Consider the following 16,989-nt stretch of genomic DNA (forward strand, 5'->3'; position numbering starts at 1 on the left):
TTCAACGAGCCGGGGTCGTCGTTGGCGTCGCGGACGCGGATCAAGACGTTGACGGCGCAGACGCGTGAGGACAACGCGCGGTTCTTCGACGATGACATCGAGCAGGTGCCGCAGCACTGTCTGACGCAGGGGTTGGCGACGATCATGTCGGCGGGGCACCTGGTGCTGCTGGCCACGGGCAAGGGCAAGGCGGAGGCGGTGCACCAGCTGGTGGAGGGTCCGGTGAGCGCGTTGTGGCCGGCGACGATCATGCAGATGCATCCGCACGCGACGGTGCTGGTCGACGACGCTGCGGCGTCGCGGTTGCAGCTCGCGGGGTACTACCGCCAGACGTACCTGTCCAAGCCCGGCTGGCAGGGGCTCTAGACCTCCACGCATCTCTTGACCCGGCCGGGGGACCGCGATACCTTCTGGACGTCAGACATCTGACATCATCTCTCCAGCAGGACTCGGCAGCGTCGCCACGATCCGTTCCCTCAGGGGCCGTCCGGCCCGCGCCGAGCCGTGCACCGACCGGAAGGAACGGCATGATCGGACACCTCCGCAGACCAGCCCGCCGTGCGCTGGCCGTCGCCACCGCCCTCACGCTCGGGGTGAGCGCCGCCGTCGTCCCCGCGACGACCGCGGCCGCGCACCACGAGACCCCCGCCCCCGACTACGACGCCGCCCCGGCGACGGGTGGCGCGGGCACCTACACCGAGCAGCAGCTCGCGACCAACGGCCAGGGCGGCTTCCCGAACTACCGCATCCCGGCGCTCACCGTCACCAACAGCGGCGACGTCCTCGCGTCCTACGACGGCCGGCCCACCGCCGCCGACTCGCCCGGCCCGAACTCGATCCTCCAGCGGCGCTCCACCGACGACGGCGTCACGTGGGAGCCGCAGGAGGTCGTCGCCGCCGGGAAGACCACGGCCCCGATCGAGGGCTACTCCGACCCGAGCTACATCGTCGACCGCGAGACCGGCACGATCTTCAACTTCCACGTCAAGTCCTTCGACGCCGGCTTCGGCAGCTCTCAGCCCGGCGTCGACCCGGCCGCGCGGAACGTGATCCACGCGAACGTCGCGCAGTCCGACGACGACGGCCGCACCTGGACGCACCGCACCATCACCGCTGACGTCACGGGCGACCTCGGCTGGCGCTCGCGCTTCGCGGCGTCCGGGCAGGGCATCCAGCTCAAGTACGGCGAGCACGCCGGACGGCTCCTGCAGCAGTACACGATCATCAACGCGGCCGGACAGTTCCAGGCCGTCTCCGTGTACTCCGACGACCACGGCGCGACGTGGGAGGTCGGCGCGCCCGTGGGGACGGGCATGGACGAGAACAAGACCGTCGAGCTGTCCGACGGTCGTGTCATGCTCAACTCCCGCGACTCCGCGGGCTCCAAGTACCGCAAGATCGCGTACTCGACCGACGGCGGCCTCACCTACGGCCCGGTGACGATCGACACGGAGCTGCCCGACCCGACGAACAACGCGTCGATCGTGCGCGCCTACCCCAACGCCCCGCAGGGGTCCGACGAGGCCAAGGTGCTGCTCTTCTCGAACGCGGGCTCGACGACGTCGCGCAGCAACGGTGTGATCCGCTACAGCGACGACGACGGCGACACGTGGTCCGTCTCGCGCGTGTTCCAGCCGGGCGGGATGGCGTACTCGACGCTCGCGACGCTGCCCGACGGCACGGTCGGCCTGCTCTACGAGCCGAACAGCGGCAACGGGGGCATCCGCTTCGCCAAGCTCGACCTCGACTGGCTGCTCACGCCGCCGACCGTGACGCCCGGCGAGATCGAGGTCACCGGTGGGACGGTGACGAACCCGCAGTCGGACGCCTACGAGGTCGGCGACGTCGTCACCTACAGCTACACGGTCACCAACCTGTCGGACGCCGTCACGACGGTCTCCCCGACGGGGAACCTCGAGCGCTTCGACCCGGTGTCGGGCGCACCGAACTGCCGGTACCGCAACCTCCCGGCCCGCGGCTCGTACACGTGCACGTCGGCCCGCCGCACGCTCACGCAGGCCGACCTCGACGCGGGGCACTTCACCCCGCAGACCACGTGGACCTCGACCTCGGGCACCGACGTGACGACGGTCGAGCACACCGGGCAGAGCGTGTACTTCGGGGCGCCGGGCAACATCGTGGTCACCGGCGGCGAGGCGGCCGAGACGCAGGACACCTACGCCGTGGGCGACGTGCTGCGCTTCACCTACACCGTGCGGAACCTCTCGACGGCCGTGACGACCGTCGTGCCCACGGGCAACCTCGCCGGCCTCGACCCGGCGCAGGGCGCGCCGAACTGCCGCTGGCGGAACCTCGCGGCGGAGGCGTCGTACACCTGCACGTTCGCCTACCACGAGGTCACGCAGGCCGACCTCGACCGCGGGTCGTTCACCCCGGTGACGACGTGGACGTCGACCTCGGGCACGGACGTCACGGTGGTCGAGCACGAGGGGGAGACCGTCGCGCTCGACGCGGCCTCCGCCGTCGACCTGGCGGTCGCCGCGACCGTGCGCTGCACCGCGGGCAAGGCCTACCTGGCGCTGACGGCACGCAACACCGGGGACGAGCCGGTCGACGTCGTGCTCAGCTCGCCGTACGGCGAGCGGTCGGTCACCGCGGTCGCACCGGGCCGCTCCGCCTACCAGTCGTTCGCGACCCGCGCCGTCGACGTCGACGCGGGGGTGGCCAGCGCCGTCGGCTCCCTCACCGAGGGTGCACCCCGGGGGGTCGAGGCCGCCTACGAGGGGACGAGCTGCGCCTGAACCTCGGGGCACGTGACAGGTGGGGCCCGGTCGTCCGACGACGGCCGGGCCCCACCCGTCCTACGCTCGTGCCATGAGCAACGAGTGGCGGCAGGTCGTGGCCGCGCTGGCGGACGAGGACCGGCTGAGGCTGTTCGCGCGGATCGTCGACGGTGGCCCGGACCCGCTCACCGCGGACGGACTGACCACGGACGACCGCCGCCGGTTGAGCACCTTGCGCGCCGCGGGGCTCGTGTCCGTGCAGGACGAGACCCTGCGAGCGGAGCCCGGGCGGTTCCGGGAGCTCCTCACGGCGGCCGCGTCGGCCGAGCCGGAGCCGCCCACAGGTCCGGAGCGCTTCCTCACGGACGGACGGCTCCAGGGGATGCCGCGGCGCCGGCGGGACCGGGAGGAGGTCGTGCGCTACCTCGCCGCCCAGGTGCTGGCGCTGCACGAACCCGTCAGCGAGCGCGCGCTCACCGACCGGTTGCACCGGCGCACGGCCGACCCGGTCGGGCTGCGCCGCGCCCTGGTCGACGCCGGGCTCGTCACCCGCACCCGCGACGGCGCGGAGTACTGGCGCACGACGGTCACCGAGTTCGACAGCGGGCTCGAGCCCGACACCGGGCTCGACGAGCAGGCCGAGGAGCAGGGCGCCGAGAACCCGTGACCCCCGGCGCGTCGCGCCGTAGTCTCGTCGCCATGAGCGAAGAGCGCGCACGCGCGGCGCTGGAGTCCTCGGGCATCGAGTTCACGGTGACGCGGCACGGACCGGTCAGGTCTCTCGAGGAGGCTGCTGCCGCGCGCGGCGTGGCGCCGGGCGACATCGTCAAGACGCTCGTGGTCCGCCGGGGCGAGGACGACTACCTGTTCGTCCTCGTGCCGGGCGACCGGGGGATCTCGTGGCCCAAGCTGCGGGCGCTGCTGGGCGTCTCGCGCCTGTCGATGCCGGACAAGGACGTCGCCCGCGAGGTCACGGGCTACGAGCGCGGGGCGATCACGCCGTTCGGCTCGACCCATGCCTGGCCGGTCGTCGCGGACACCCGTGTGGTCGCGAGCGTGGGCGACGTGTCGCAGGATGGGGTGCCTCGTGGTGAGGTCGGCGGCGGCGCGCAGCATCGCGTGTCGATCGGCGGCGGAGCGCACGGGGTGGCGGTCACCGTCGACGGCGCACGGCTCGTGGAGAGCCTGGGGGCGCGGGTCGCGGACGTGACCGAGCCGCTGTGAGAAAGAACCTCACGCAGGTGCTCCCGGCGCCTTCCGGGAACACACCCGCAGTGACTACGGTTGCACCGACGGGGCGGATCGTGAGGACCTCGTTACCGACTGATGGAGCCACGGAACCGCATGGACGGCACTGACACTGAGACAGGCAATGCTCCCGCAACCTCGGGGATCTCGTACCAGCCGACGGAGTCTGGTGCGGTCGTCACGCTGTGGGGGGACATCGACGCCGCGCTGAGGACGCGCGCGAGCGAGACGATGGCCCGCGTGATCGAGCGCCCCGGTCCGATCACGGTCGACGTCGCCGGCGTCGACTTCGTCGACTCGTCCGGCATCGCGTTCGTCCTCCAGCTGTACATGGTGGGACGCGAGGAGGGCTTCCCGGTCGAGCTGCGGGACCCGCCGCCCGCCGTCGAGGAGCTGCTCGAGATGATCGGGATCGGCGGTCAGATCCCGGTCGTGCGCTCGTCGTCCCCGACGATCACCTCCGGGGCGTCGGTGACCACACCACGCACGGTCAGCGCCGGCTGAGCGGTCCGGACGAGCGGTCCGGACGAGCGGCCCCGACTCCCGGCGGGTCGCCCGCCGGACCTGTGGGTAGGCCGCGGTACGGTCGCGGCCATGAGGATCCTGCACACGTCGGACTGGCACCTGGGGCGCACGCTCCACGGTGTCGACCTCATCGAGCACCAGGCCGCGTACGTCGACCACCTCGTCGAGCTGACCCGCACCGAGGGCGTCGACGCGGTGCTCGTCGCAGGTGACGTCTACGACCGCGCGATCCCGCCGGTGGACGCCGTCTCGCTGCTGTCCGACGCGATCTCGCGCCTCGCCGAGCACGCCGCGGTCGTCATGACGCCCGGCAACCACGACTCCGCCGTCCGCCTCGGCTTCGGTGCGGGCATCATGCGTCCGGGTGTGCACGTGCGGGCCTCGGTGCCCGACGTCGGTGCGCCCGTCCTCCTCGACCCCGCCCGGGGCGGGGGTCCGGTCCTCGTCTACCCCCTGCCGTACCTCGACCCGGACGCGGTGCGCCGCGAGCTCGCGGACAGGACGGGTCCCGACGAGGAGGTGACGCCGCTCGCCCGCTCGCACGAGGCGGTCACGGCGGCCGCGATGCGGCGGGTCGGTGCGGACCTCGCCCGCCGCCGCGACGCGGGGACGAGCGCGCCGGCCGTCGTGATGGCGCACGCGTTCGTCGTCGGCGGGCAGGCGTCGGAGTCGGAGCGCGACATCCGGGTCGGTGGTGTCGATTCCGTCCCCGCAGGAGTCTTCGGCGGGTGGGGCCTCGACTACGTCGCGCTCGGCCACCTGCACGGCCCCCAGGTCGTCACGGTCCCCGCGGACCACCCGCCGGTCGCGCGGTACTCCGGGTCGCCCCTCGCGTACTCCTTCTCCGAGATGCACCAGAAGAAGTCGACGGTCCTGGTCGACCTCGCCGCGCGCACCCCGGGCGCCGCGCCGCCGCACGTCGAGCTGGTCCCGGCGCCCGTCCCCCGCCGGCTCGCCGAGGTCACCGGGACCCTCGAGGACCTGCTCGGCGCCGCCGGTGAGCCGCACGTCGAGGACTGGTCGCGGGTCGTCGTCACGGACCCCGCGCGGCCCGCCGAGCTGTTCGCCCGCGTCCGGGCACGGTTCCCCCACGCCCTCCAGATCCAGCACCGCCCGCCCGCCACCGCCGAGCGCGAGACCATCGCGCTGATCGGCGCGGGTCACGACCCGCTCGAGGTCGCGCGCGACTTCGTCGACCACGTCACGGGCGCGCCCCCGAGCCCGGACGAGGACGCCGCGCTGCGCTCCGCGCTCGAGCTCGCCGTGGCGAGCGAGCGGAGCGCCTGATGCACCTGCACTCGCTCACGCTCCGGGCGATCGGGCCGTTCCCCGGCGAGCACCGGATCGACTTCGCCGAGCTCGGCGCGTCCGGGATCTTCCTCCTCGAAGGCCCGACCGGTGCGGGCAAGTCCACGATCATCGACGCCGTCGTCTTCGCGCTCTACGGCAAGGTGGCGTCCGAGGCGGCGAGCGAGGACCGCCTGCGCTCGGCGTACGCGCCGGACGACGTCGAGTCGTTCGTCGACCTCGTCTTCGAGACGGGCTCGGGCGTCTACCGGGTCCGCCGCACGCCCGAGTTCCGACGAGCGAAGAAGCGCGGCACCGGGACCACGACGCAGCAGGCCGGCGTCCGGCTCTGGCGGCTCGCGACCGTCCCCGAGCCGCCGCGGCCGGGCACGGACGAGGAGCCGCTCGGCGAGCTCGTCTCCGCCCGCCTCGACGAGGCCGGCGCCGAGATCCAGCGGGCGGTCGGGCTCGACCGCCGGCAGTTCGTCCAGACGGTGGTCCTCCCGCAGGGAGAGTTCGCGAGCTTCCTGCGGGCCGACCCCGAGCAGCGCCGCGGCCTCCTGCAGAAGGTCTTCGGCACGGAGGTCTACGAGCGGGTGCAGGCGCAGCTCGCCGACCTGCAGCGCACGGCGCAGAAGTCCGTCAGCGCCGCACGCACGGCGGTGACCGGAGCGGTCGAGCACTTCTGCGGCGCCGCCGGGCTCGCGACGGACGCGGTCGATGCCCTCCGGTCGTCCGACGACGAGGCCGCAGCGGACCTCGCCCGCGTGCACGTCGGGCAGCTCGCCGCCGCCGCGGGCGACCTCGCGGCGCGCGAGCTCGCCGCGAACGCCGTGCTCGTCGCGGCGCGCGCCGACCTCGACGCCGCCCGAGAGCTCGAGTCCGCGACGTCCCGCCGCACCGCGCTCCGCGCCGAGCAGGCGGTGCTGGTGGGGCGCGCACCCGAGGTGAACGCCGACGTCGTGCGGCTGGACGCCGCGCGCCGAGCCACCGTCGTCGGACCGGCGCTCGACGGGGTGCGCGCCGCGGAGCGAGAGCTGGCCGCCGCGCAGGAGGCCCGGTTGCTCGCCCGCACGGGCGTCCCGGAGCGGCTCGCGGACAGCGACGTCAGCGCGCTCGAGGCGATCCGGTCCGACGTGGCGGCAGCCACCGTGCGCCTCGAGCGGCTGCGGCCGATCGGTGCGGAGCTGCCCGCGCAGGAGCGCGAGCTCGTCGACGCGCGCAAGGACCTCGCCCGCGACCAGGAGGAACGGGCGCGCCTCGCCGCCGACCTGGCCGAGCGGCCGGCCGCTCGCACGGCGCTCGACGCACGGATCGCCGAGCTCACCCAGGTCGCCGGTGAGCTGCCGCTGCACCAGGAGCGTGTGCTCTCGGCCGAGGCCGTGCTCACCGCCGCGCGGCACGTCGACTCCACGCTCGTCGAGCTCACGGAGGCGCGCGCACGCCGTGACGCCGCCGCCCGCGCCGCGACGACGGCGGTCGACACCGAGCGCGCCGTGCGGACGGCGCGCATCAACGGCATCGCCGGAGAGATCGCGACGGGCCTGGTCGACGGCGACCCGTGCCCCGTCTGCGGCTCCGCCGACCACCCCGCCCCGGCCGTGGTCACACCGGACCACGTGAGCAGCGAGGACGTCGAGGCGGCCGAGCACGTCCGCGCCGCGGCGGAGGAGGCGCTGCAGGTCGCGGGCGCGGCCGTCCACACGCTGACCGAGCGGCTCGAGGCCCACCGGCGCGCGGCCGGCGGGGTCGACTCCGCGGCCGCGGCCGAGCGCGTCGCCCAGGCGCGCGGCGCCGTCGCCGCCGCACAGCAGGCGGCGACCGAGCGCCGGGCGGCGGCGGCCCTCCTCGCGGACCACGACCTCGAGACGGCCGCGCTCACCACCCGTGCCGCCGAGCTGGCCGAGCACGTGGCGTCCCTCGACGCACGGCTGGGGTCGCTCGCCGAGCAGGTCGCCCGCCGCCGGGAGGAGATCACCCACGAGATCGAGGCCGCAGGCCCGCTGCTCGAGGAGACCGAGCTCCCGGACGTGCTCGCCGACGAGGGCTCGCCCGCCAACCCCGTCGCCGTGCTCGAGGGCGCCCTGCGCGACCGCGCCCGGTCGATCGACGCGCTCCTCGAGGCCGAGCACGACGTGCGGGCCGCGACCCGTTCGGTGGCGGACCGGCAGGCCGAGCTCGTGCGGGTGACCCGGGAGAACGGCTTCGAGGACGTCGCCGCCGCCCGGGCCGCACGCCTCGCCGGGCACGAGGTCACGGAGCTGGAACGCAGGATCGCCCAGCACGAGGCCGCGGTCGCGCGCGTCGAGTCCGGGCTCGCCGAGCCGCAGGTCGCCGACCTCGCCGAGGACGTCCTCGCCGACGTCCCGGCCGCGCGGGCGACGGTCCGGCAGGCCGAGGCGGAGGCTACCGGCCTCGCGCGCCAGCACGAGTACGCGAGCCGTCGCGCGGCCTCGGCCGCCGAGGCGTGCACGGGCATCGAGCGACACCTCACGGCGTGGGAGTCGGCCCGTGCGCAGGCTGCGCCGGTGGCGCGGATGGCCGCGCTCACCTCGGGTGCGGGCGGGGACAACACCAAGGCGCTGTCGCTCGCGACGTTCGTCCTCGTACGACGCTTCGAGGACGTCGTCGCCGCCGCGAACGCCCGGCTGCTCGAGATGTCCGGGGGCCGCTACGAGCTGGTGCGCAGCGACGAGCGCGAGGACGTGCGCACACGCCGCACCGGGCTCGCGATGAAGGTCGTCGACCACCGCACGGAGGCGGCGCGGGACCCACGCACCCTCTCCGGCGGGGAGACCTTCTACGTCTCGCTGTGCCTCGCGCTCGGCCTCGCCGACGTGGTGACCGCCGAGGCCGGGGGAGTGGAGCTCGGGACGCTGTTCGTCGACGAGGGCTTCGGGACGCTCGACCCCGAGACGCTCGATGCCGTCCTCGGTGAGCTCGGCAAGCTCCGGGCCGGGGGCCGTGTCGTGGGCGTCGTGTCGCACGTGGAGGCGCTCAAGCAGTCGATCGCCGAGCGCATCGAGGTGCGGAGACTACCGAGCGGCGCCAGCGCGCTGAGCGTGCGGGCCTGACCGCACCTGACTCCCGGCTGTCGCCGGCCGAGGTGTCAGAACGGCACGCCGCAGCGCAGCACGACGTTGGCGAACGGTGTCGCCTCGCCGGTGCGGACCACGAGCGCCGCGGCGTCGAGCACTTTTTTCAGCGTCTCGTGCGGCACGAGCTCCGGGGCGAGGCCACGCTCGCCGAGCCAGGTGCTCACCACCGTGCCGGTGCTCTCCGTGGCGGCCAGGCTGCCCTCGACGACGATCTCGCCGAGAACCGCGTCGAGGACCTGGGTGAACCCGGGAACGCCGTGCACGAGCGCCAGGTCGACGACCGTCGCCGACCGCGGCAGCGGCAGCCCGCAGTCGGCGACGACGACGAGGTGCCCGTGGCCGAGGCGGGCCAGCCCTTCGGCGAGGGCGGGGTTGAGGACACCGGTGCGCCTCACGCGGTGACCTCGGGCAGCTCGTCCGCGCGACCCGGGTAGGACGACTGCGCCCCGACCGACCGCACCGCGAACGCGCCCACGCGCGCCGCGAACCGTGCCGCCGTCACGAGGTCGTCACCGGCGGCGAGTCCGTGCGCGAGCGCGCCGACGAACGCGTCGCCGGCCCCGGTCGTGTCCACGGCGTCCACGCGCGGGGACGGCACCGGGACCAGGAGGTCCCGCGCGCCGACGAGCGCCCCCCGCGGTCCGAGCGTCATGACGACCGACCGCACCCCGCGGGCGAGGAGCGCGGTGACGACCGCCTCGTCCGTGCCGGCACCGTCCGGCGCACCGTCCGACGCGCCGAGCGCCCGCGCGACGAGCGCGGCCTCGTGCTCGTTGACCACGAGCGGGTCCGCGGCGAGCAGCACGTCGGGGTCGACGTCGATGACGGGGGCGAGGTTCACGACGAGCCGGCCGCGGGTCGCGCGCGCCGCCTGCTCGATCCCGCTGCGCGGGATCTCGCCCTGCAGCACCACGACCGCCGCGTGGGCGACGACGTCGTGGTGCGCCCGGACGGCGTCGGCGTCCACCGTGGCGTTGACGCCGGGGATGACGACGATCGAGTTCTCGCCGTCGGCCGCGACGGTCACGAGCGCGATGCCCGTCGTCCCGCTGCGCACGGCGAGCGCCGACAGGTCCACCCCCGCCTCCCGCAGGCCCGCCAGGGCGGGCTCGGCGAACGCGTCGTCGCCGACGGCCCCGACCAGCGCGGTCGGCGAGCCGAGCCGCGCCGCGGCGACGGCCTGGTTGGCGCCCTTGCCGCCGGGCAGGACGTCCATGCTCTCGCCGAGGACCGTCTCGCCCGGCGCGGGGTGCGCGGCGACACGGGCGAGGAGGTCGGCGTTCGTCGACCCGACGACGACCACGCGGGCGGGCGGGCCGTCGTGCGGCGGGGAGGAGGGGGTGGGAGTGGTCACTGCAGGAAGTCTCCGACGTTCTCGGTGGTCACGGTCTGCACGGGCACGGGGATCTCGGAGTCGACGGCTTCGCCGGCCAGGACCTGGGCCATGACCTCGACGGCCTGGCGACCGAGCTCGGTGGGCTGCTGGGCGATGGTCGCCACGAGCGTCCCGGACTCCACCGCGGCGAGGCCGTCGTCGGTGCCGTCGAACCCGACGACCATGACGTCGTCGCCGGCGCGGTCGCCGAGGGCCTGGATGGCGCCGAGCGCCATCTCGTCGTTCTCGGCGAAGATCCCGACGGTGTCCGCGTGGGACTGCAGGAGGTTCGTCGCGACGTCGAGCGCCTGCGCACGGTCGAAGTTCGCGGTCTGGGTCGCGACGACCTCGATGTCCGGGAACTCCGCGATGCCCTCGGCGAAGCCCTGGCCGCGGTCGCGGCTCGCGGAGGTCCCGGCGACGCCCTGCAGGACGATGACCGTGCCCTCCTCGCCGATCGCCGCGGCGAGCGCCTCGGCGGCCTGGCGTCCGCCGGCGACGTTGTCGCTCGAGACGAGGGACGTGATCTCGGCGCCGTTGACGGCGCGGTCCACGCCGACGACGGGCAGGTCGGCGCCGAGGGCGGGCTGCACGGCGGCACCCGCGGCGTCGGAGTCGACGGGGTTGACGATGACGCCGTCCGCGCCGCCGGTGACGGCGTTGGCGATCTGGTTCGCCTGGGTGGTGCTGTCGTTCTGCGCGTCGACGACCTCGAGGTCGATGCCGAGCTCGTCGGCGGCCTCCTGCGCGCCGTCGCGGACGTCGACGAAGAACGGGTTGTTCAGCGTCGACAGCGCGATGGTCACGCTCTGCCCGGCGGCTGCGTCGTCGCCGCCCTCGGCGGCGCCGCCGTCGCGGCCGCACGCGGCGGTGGTGGCGACCAGCACGGCGCTGATCGTGATGGCGGTGGTGAGCCGTCCTCGCTGGGAGAACTTCATCGTTCGCTCCTTCGTCGTGGGCCGGGTGGCCCGTGATGCCTGGGGGTCAGGCGGGTGGGGGTCGGGGGTGAGGGGGGTGGTCGTGCGGGTGGCTAGTGGCGGGTGTTCTTGCGGCGCAGGACGTCGATGCCGACGGCGATCGCGATGACGAGCCCGATGACGACCTGCTGCCAGAACGACGAGACGTTGAGGAGGTTGAGCCCGTTGCGGATGACGGCGAGGATGAGCGCGCCGACGAGCGTCCCGGACACGCGCCCCACACCACCGGCGAGCGACGCGCCACCGATGACGACGGCGGCGATCGCGTCGAGCTCGTAGCCCGCCGCGGCCTGGGGCTGGGCGGAGTTGAGCCGCCCGGCGAGCAGCATGCCCGCGAGCGCGGCGTAGAGGCCGGCGAGCGCGAAGACGGTCACGAGGACGCGCTTGACCGGGATGCCGGAGAGGCGTGCCGCCTCGGCGTTGCCCCCGACCGCGTACATGGAGCGGCCGACGACGGTGCGGTTGAGGATGAACGCGGCGACGAGCCCGGCGGCGGCGAGCACGAGGATCGGCACGGGGATCCCGGCGACCGTGCCGCCCAGGAACGACACCTCGGGCGACGTGGCGATCGGGCGCCCGTCGGACACGACGAGCGTGAGGCCGCGGGCGACGCTGAGCATCGCGAGGGTCGCGATGAAGGACGGCAGCCGGCCGAACGCGATGGCGATGCCGCTGATCGAACCGAGCGCCGCACCGGTCGCGAGCCCGGCCACGAGGGACGTCCAGCCGGGCATCCCGGCGGACGAGTACACCCAGGCGGACGCCATCGCGCTGAACGCCGCGACGGACCCGACCGACAGGTCGATCCCGCCGGCGACGATCACGAACGTCATGCCGAACGCGAGGACCGCGATCGTGGACGCCTGGATGCCGATGTTGAGCAGGTTCGGCCCGGTGAGGAAGTTCGGGGTCGCGATGAACAGCGCCAGGCACAGCAGGACGAGTCCCACGAGGGCGCCGTTGTTCGCGAGGAACGCGCCGGCCGTGGTCCGCAGCCGCGACGACGAGGTCGGGGACGTGGTCGAGGTGGTCGGTGTGGTCATGGGCTCGTTCCTTCGGTGTGATCCTCGGCGTCGCGGTCGACGTCCCGGACAGCCAGGGCCATCACGCGGTCCTGGGTGGCGTCCTCGGCCGAGAGCTCGCCGGCGAGGTGCCCGCCGCTCATGACGAGGACGCGATCGCTCATCCCGAGGACCTCGGGGAGGTCGCTCGAGACCATGACGACCGCGCCGCCGTCGGCCGTGATCGCGTTGATGAACTCGTAGATCTCGACGCGCGCGCCGACGTCGACGCCGCGCGTGGGTTCGTCGAGGAGCAGGACCTGCGACCCGGCGAGCACCCAGCGGGCGAAGACGATCTTCTGCTGGTTGCCGCCGGACAGGTCGCGCGCGGTCTGGTCGATGTCCCGCATGCGGATGCGCAGCCGGTCGGCGACGTCCTGCGCGCGGCGGCGCTGGCCCGAGCGGTCGACAAGTCCCGAGCGGGCGGTCGAGCGCAGGGTCGCGTAGCCGATGTTCTCGTTGACCGACGCCCCGAGCACGAGGCCCTGGGTCTTGCGGTCCTCGGGCACGTGCCCGAGGCCGGCGGCGATGGCCCGGCCCACGTCCTTCGCGGGAAGCGTGCCACCGCGGACCGTGACCGTGCCGGAGTCGTACGGGTCGGCGCCCGCGACGGCCCGCAGCAGCTCGGTGCGCCCGGCCCCGACGAGACCGGCGATGCCGACGACCTCACCGGCCCGCACCTGGAAGCTGATGTCGTCGACGACCCCGTGACGGGTCAGGTGCTGCACGTCGAGCAGGACGTCGGCCGGGCCCGCGTACTCGCGGCGGCGCGGGTGGTGGTCGGCGATGTCGCGACCCACCATGAGCCGCACGAGCTCGTCCTCGTCGGTCGACGCGGGGACCTCGGCGACGAGCGACCCGTCGCGCAGCACGCTCACGTCGTCGCCGATCCGGGTGATCTCCTCCAGGTGGTGGCTGATGAAGACCATGCCCACGCCGTCGGCCCGCAGGTCCTGGACCACCGCGAACAGGGCGTCGATCTCACCGTGGGTGAGCGCCGCCGTCGGCTCGTCGAGGATGAGCATCCGGGCGTCCAGGCTCAGCGCCTTCGCGATCTCCACGAGCTGCTGACGGGCCACGCCCAGCTCGCCGACCGGCTGGTCCACGTCCACGTCGAGGCCGATGCGGTCGAGCGCACGGCGCGCCGTGGCACGCATCGTGCGCTTGTCGAGCAGGCCGCCGCGCGAGGGGAGCCGGCCCATGAGCACGTTCTCCGCGACCGACATCGTCGGCACGAGGTTGAGCTCCTAGTGGATCGTCGCGATCCCGTGGGACTCGGCGGCGCGCACGCCGTCGAGCACGACAGGCTCCCCGTCGACGAGGATGCGACCCGCGTCGGGCTGGTAGATGCCCGACATCATCTTGATGAGCGTGGACTTCCCGGCACCGTTCTCGCCCAGGAGGACCTGGACGTGCCCGGGCCGCACGTGCACGGTGACGTCGTCGATGACCCGGACGGGGCCGAACGACTTCGAGACGTTCTCGAGGGTGAGCAGCGGCGCGCTGCTCGGGCTGGCGGTCATGCGGTCCTCCGCAGGTCGGGGGCGCCGGTCGAGCCGCGCACGACGAGCGTCGTGGGCAGCACGGCCGAGGTGACGGGCTCACCGGCCAGCACGTCGCGGATCATCTCCACCGCGAGCGCCCCCATCCGGGCCGGGTCGTGCGCGATCACGGTGAGCGCGGGGCTCACCAGGCGGAACGTGTCGATGTCGTCGTAGCCGACGAGCGAGAGCTCCGAGCCGATCTGCACCCCGCGGTCCCGGCAGACCTGCAGGACGCCGAACGTCATGAGGCTGTCGGCCGCGAGGATCGCCGTCGGCGGCTCGTCCAGGCCGAGGAGGAGCTCCGCGCCCTCGACACCGCTGGCCACCTGGAAGTCGCCCTGGTGGACGAGGCGCGGGTCGGTGTCGAAGCCGTGCTCGGCGACGGCGTCGCGGTAGGCGAGCAGGCGCTCGCGGCCGGTCGACGTCTCCTGCGGGCCGGCGACGTACCCGATGCGGCGATGGCCGAGCTCGGCGAGGTGACGGGCGGCGTCGGCGATCCCGGTCCGGTTGTCCGAGGTGACGCTCGGGACGTCGACGCCGTCGATCGTGCGGTCGACGAACACGACCGGCATCCCCAGGGTGAGGATCTCGCGCAGGCTGCCGCTGCCGTCGCCCTGCGGCGCGACGATCATGCCGTCGACGCGCTGGGAGACGAGCAGGTCGAGGCACAGGTCCTGCTGGTCCGTGCTCTCGTTCGCGTTGCACAGGAGCGTGGCCATGGTGGCGGCGAGCGCGCTCTGCTCGACCGTGTGCGCGATCTCCGCGAAGAACGGGTTGCGCACGTCCGAGACGAGCACCCCGATCGTGTTGGTCCGGGTCTTGCGCAGCGAACGGGCCTGCGCGTTGAGGCGGAAGCCGAGCTCGCGGGCGGCGTCGTCGACGCGGCGGCGCGAGTCGGGCGAGGTGGCGGGGTGGCCGGACAGGACGCGGGACGCGGTCGCGACGGACACCCCGGCTCGCGCCGCGACGTCGCGGATGGTCACCGACTGCATCGCAGCCTCCTCGCTGGAACGGAACGTCAGTGGTCTGGTCGGTCCTGCATGTAACCGATTCCATGGAACCGATTACACGGAGAGTACGCCGCAGGGCACCGGACGTGCAAGCGTGCACGTCAGGTGCCCTGCGGGGTGGGGAGGCGGGGTGGTTCGGCGGGTGGGCAGCCGGTTACGGCGCCTCGGCGATGCGACGGATCGCGGCGAGACGGCGGTCCCACTCGGTGCCGATGGCCTCGAGCGCCCGGGCCGTCTCCGTCAGCCGTGAGCCGACGGCGCGGTGCCGCACCTCGCGACCCGCCCGGTACGACTCGACGAGGCCGCACTCGGCCAGGACCGCCAGGTGCTTGGTGATCGCCTGCCGGGTCACCGGCAGGCGATCGGCCAGCGCGGAGGCGGACAGCTCCGCGCTGCCGAGCTCCTGGAGGATCGCCCACCGCGTGTCGTCGGCCAGCGCGGCGAACACGGGCGTGAGGGTCGTCGTGCTCACGACGCGGGCTGCGCGTCGAGGAAGGCCGCGAGCTCGTCGAGCTCGCTGGTCCAGCCGCCGCGGTTGCTCTCCATCGACGCGACCGGGTCACCGAGGTGCTCGAACCCGGACTCGACCACGCGCAGCACCGTGGCCGCGCCGTCGGCCTCGAGGGTGAAGCGCACCAGGGTCGAGCCGTCGGGCCGCAGCGGCTCGCCGGCGACGTCGCTCCACGTGAAGGCGAAGGTGGTGGGCTCGTCGTACTCCTCGATGCGGATCGCGAAGTCGCCGTGCCCGTCGAAGCCGACGGACCCCTCGCCGCCGACACGCAGGTCGGGCAAGGAGGCGCGCTGGCCGAACCACTGCGCGACGAGGTCGTCGCGGGTCAGCGCCGCCCACACCTTCTCGCGCGGGGCCCGGATGAGCACCGAGCGCGTCACCTGGAACGCCTCGGAGTCGATGACTGCCTGCTGGTCGGTGGTCGTCATGATCGTCCTCTCGGGAGGCGTTGTGTGCAACTCCAGAGTTGCACATGCTTACCCGTACATGCAACCCCTTGATTGCACGTGGGTCGCGGGCCTCGCCGCTGCTGCACCGGGTGTCACAAAGTTGCGCCGCGCCGCTCTCCACCAGGGAGCGGACCCGCCACCGGGCCGCAGGTGGCCGCCGACGCACGCGGCCCTGGGAAACGAGGGAGAGCTCACATGGCAGCACCGATGCCGCCGACGTCGCCGCTCGAGCGGGAGCTGCGCCGGATGGAGATCCTCGCGCGTCGCGAGCAGCTGCGCGTCGTCGGCCGGATCCTGCCGCGGCTCACCGAACGGCGCCGGCTGAGCACGCCGGAGCGCGCGCGACCCGGCCACTGAGGCGCGGTCGCCGCGACCGGTCAGGCGGCGAGCTCGCGAGCACGCAGCAGCACGGCGTCGAGCATCGCGGGCGTCAGGCGACCGGTGAAGGTGTTCTGCTGGCTCACGTGGAAGCACCCCACCAGCGTGAGCGTGCGAGCGTCCGGTGACCCACCGTCGTCGGGCACCCGCGTGAGCGTGACCTCCGCGCCGTGCGCGAACCGTGGCCGCGGGCGCGGGACGCTCCATCCCTGCTCGGCGAGCGTCGTGAGCAGCGCCTGCCACCCGAACCCGCCGAGCACGACGGCGACCCGCACCACCTCGCCGAGGAGCTCGATCTCCCGGCCCAGGTACGGGCCGCACGCGTGCCGCTCGGCGGGCGTGGGCTTGTTGTCGGGCGGTGCGCACCGCACCGGGGCCGTGACGCGGATGCCGGTGAGCCGGAGGCCGTCGTCGGCGGACACCGACGTCGGCTGGTTCGCGAACCCCGTGCGGTGCATCGCCGCGAACAGGAAGTCGCCGCTGCGGTCACCCGTGAACATCCGGCCCGTGCGGTTCGCGCCGTGCGCCGCCGGAGCGAGCCCGACGACGAGGACCCCCGCCCGCTCGTCACCGAAGCCCGGCACGGGGCGGGCCCAGTAGTCGTCGTCGCGGAACGACGCCCGCTTCACGCTCGCCACGTGCTCGCGCCAGGCCACCAGCCGCGGGCAGGCACGGCACTTAACGAGCGTGGCATCGAGGTCCCGGAGCGTGGTAGCGGTGCCGGCGGTCAGGGGGTAGTGAGGGTCGGCGGGGTCCACCTGCTCATCCTGCGCCCCTCCCGC

The 16,989-nt window shown here is 73.9% G+C and carries 17 protein-coding genes and 1 pseudogene; 8 read left to right on the forward strand and 10 right to left on the reverse strand.

What is annotated here, in order from left to right; all coding sequences use genetic code 11:
* The 7 genes from OHL10_RS06915 to OHL10_RS06945 all read left to right on the forward strand — a co-directional run.
* Positions 1-366, forward strand: a 366-nt coding sequence (locus tag OHL10_RS06915) for a sugar phosphate isomerase family (RefSeq protein ID WP_265521468.1), incomplete at its 5' end; no start/stop codon positions are given.
* A gap of 161 nt (positions 367-527) precedes the next feature.
* Positions 528-2,762 (forward strand): sialidase family protein, encoded by a 2,235-nt coding sequence (locus tag OHL10_RS06920; protein WP_265521469.1) that lies wholly within the window; start codon positions 528-530, stop codon positions 2,760-2,762.
* A gap of 73 nt (positions 2,763-2,835) precedes the next feature.
* Complete coding sequence (locus OHL10_RS06925; protein ID WP_265521470.1) at positions 2,836-3,411, forward strand: DUF2087 domain-containing protein; 576 nt, start codon at positions 2,836-2,838, stop codon at positions 3,409-3,411.
* Between the two features lie 32 nt (positions 3,412-3,443).
* Positions 3,444-3,968: an aminoacyl-tRNA deacylase gene (locus tag OHL10_RS06930; RefSeq protein WP_265521471.1), complete on the forward strand. Its 525-nt coding sequence runs from the start codon at positions 3,444-3,446 to the stop codon at positions 3,966-3,968.
* A 120-nt stretch (positions 3,969-4,088) separates the two neighbouring features.
* Complete coding sequence (locus OHL10_RS06935; protein WP_265521472.1) at positions 4,089-4,496, forward strand: STAS domain-containing protein; 408 nt, start codon at positions 4,089-4,091, stop codon at positions 4,494-4,496.
* A 90-nt stretch (positions 4,497-4,586) separates the two neighbouring features.
* Complete coding sequence (locus tag OHL10_RS06940; RefSeq protein ID WP_265521473.1) at positions 4,587-5,804, forward strand: exonuclease SbcCD subunit D; 1,218 nt, start codon at positions 4,587-4,589, stop codon at positions 5,802-5,804.
* On the forward strand, positions 5,804-8,878 hold the full coding sequence (locus OHL10_RS06945) for an AAA family ATPase (protein ID WP_265521474.1): 3,075 nt from the start codon (positions 5,804-5,806) through the stop codon (positions 8,876-8,878). The genes OHL10_RS06940 and OHL10_RS06945 overlap by 1 nt, the downstream gene beginning before the upstream one ends.
* 35 nt (positions 8,879-8,913) lie before the next feature.
* Here the strand turns inward: OHL10_RS06945 and rbsD are convergent, their stop codons facing one another.
* From rbsD to OHL10_RS06990, 9 genes and pseudogenes are all read right to left on the reverse strand, one after another.
* Positions 8,914-9,297 carry a D-ribose pyranase gene (rbsD, locus tag OHL10_RS06950; protein WP_265521475.1) on the reverse strand — a complete coding sequence of 128 codons (384 nt, stop codon included), beginning with the start codon at positions 9,295-9,297 and terminating at the stop codon, positions 8,914-8,916.
* Positions 9,294-10,256: a ribokinase gene (locus OHL10_RS06955; RefSeq protein ID WP_265521476.1), complete on the reverse strand. Its 963-nt coding sequence runs from the start codon at positions 10,254-10,256 to the stop codon at positions 9,294-9,296. Before OHL10_RS06955 ends, rbsD begins: the two co-directional genes overlap by 4 nt.
* The gene (locus tag OHL10_RS06960; RefSeq protein WP_265521477.1) at positions 10,253-11,215 is read right to left on the reverse strand and encodes a substrate-binding domain-containing protein; all 963 of its coding nucleotides are present in this window, start codon (positions 11,213-11,215) and stop codon (positions 10,253-10,255) included. The genes OHL10_RS06955 and OHL10_RS06960 overlap by 4 nt, the downstream gene beginning before the upstream one ends.
* 92 nt (positions 11,216-11,307) lie before the next feature.
* Positions 11,308-12,297: an ABC transporter permease gene (locus tag OHL10_RS06965; RefSeq protein WP_265521478.1), complete on the reverse strand. Its 990-nt coding sequence runs from the start codon at positions 12,295-12,297 to the stop codon at positions 11,308-11,310.
* A complete protein-coding gene (locus OHL10_RS06970) occupies positions 12,294-13,340 on the reverse strand; it encodes a sugar ABC transporter ATP-binding protein (protein ID WP_322645534.1) in 1,047 nt (348 codons plus the stop codon). Before OHL10_RS06970 ends, OHL10_RS06965 begins: the two co-directional genes overlap by 4 nt.
* Positions 13,326-13,838, reverse strand: a pseudogene (locus OHL10_RS06975) (ATP-binding cassette domain-containing protein); the annotation flags it as partial. The pseudogene OHL10_RS06975 and the gene OHL10_RS06970, both read right to left, overlap by 15 nt.
* Positions 13,835-14,851 (reverse strand): LacI family DNA-binding transcriptional regulator, encoded by a 1,017-nt coding sequence (locus OHL10_RS06980; protein WP_265521479.1) that lies wholly within the window; start codon positions 14,849-14,851, stop codon positions 13,835-13,837. The gene OHL10_RS06980 and the pseudogene OHL10_RS06975, both read right to left, overlap by 4 nt.
* Before the next feature lie 172 nt (positions 14,852-15,023).
* Positions 15,024-15,341, reverse strand: coding sequence for an ArsR/SmtB family transcription factor (locus OHL10_RS06985; RefSeq protein WP_265521480.1), 318 nt, complete (start codon positions 15,339-15,341; stop codon positions 15,024-15,026).
* Positions 15,338-15,808, reverse strand: a complete 471-nt coding sequence (locus OHL10_RS06990) for an SRPBCC domain-containing protein (RefSeq protein WP_265521481.1) — start codon at positions 15,806-15,808, stop codon at positions 15,338-15,340. Before OHL10_RS06990 ends, OHL10_RS06985 begins: the two co-directional genes overlap by 4 nt.
* Positions 15,809-16,024: 216 nt before the next feature.
* Between OHL10_RS06990 and OHL10_RS06995 the strand changes: the two genes are divergently transcribed.
* Positions 16,025-16,186, forward strand: a complete 162-nt coding sequence (locus tag OHL10_RS06995) for a hypothetical protein (RefSeq protein ID WP_265521482.1) — start codon at positions 16,025-16,027, stop codon at positions 16,184-16,186.
* A gap of 20 nt (positions 16,187-16,206) precedes the next feature.
* On the opposite strand, the gene OHL10_RS07000 is transcribed toward OHL10_RS06995, so the two are convergent.
* Positions 16,207-16,965, reverse strand: a complete 759-nt coding sequence (locus OHL10_RS07000; RefSeq protein ID WP_322645528.1) for a uracil-DNA glycosylase — start codon at positions 16,963-16,965, stop codon at positions 16,207-16,209.
* Between the last annotated feature and the right edge of the window lie 24 nt (positions 16,966-16,989).

The sequence above is a fragment of the Oerskovia flava genome (assembly GCF_026163685.1).
Taxonomy (GTDB): Bacteria; Actinomycetota; Actinomycetes; order Actinomycetales; family Cellulomonadaceae; genus Oerskovia_A; species Oerskovia_A flava.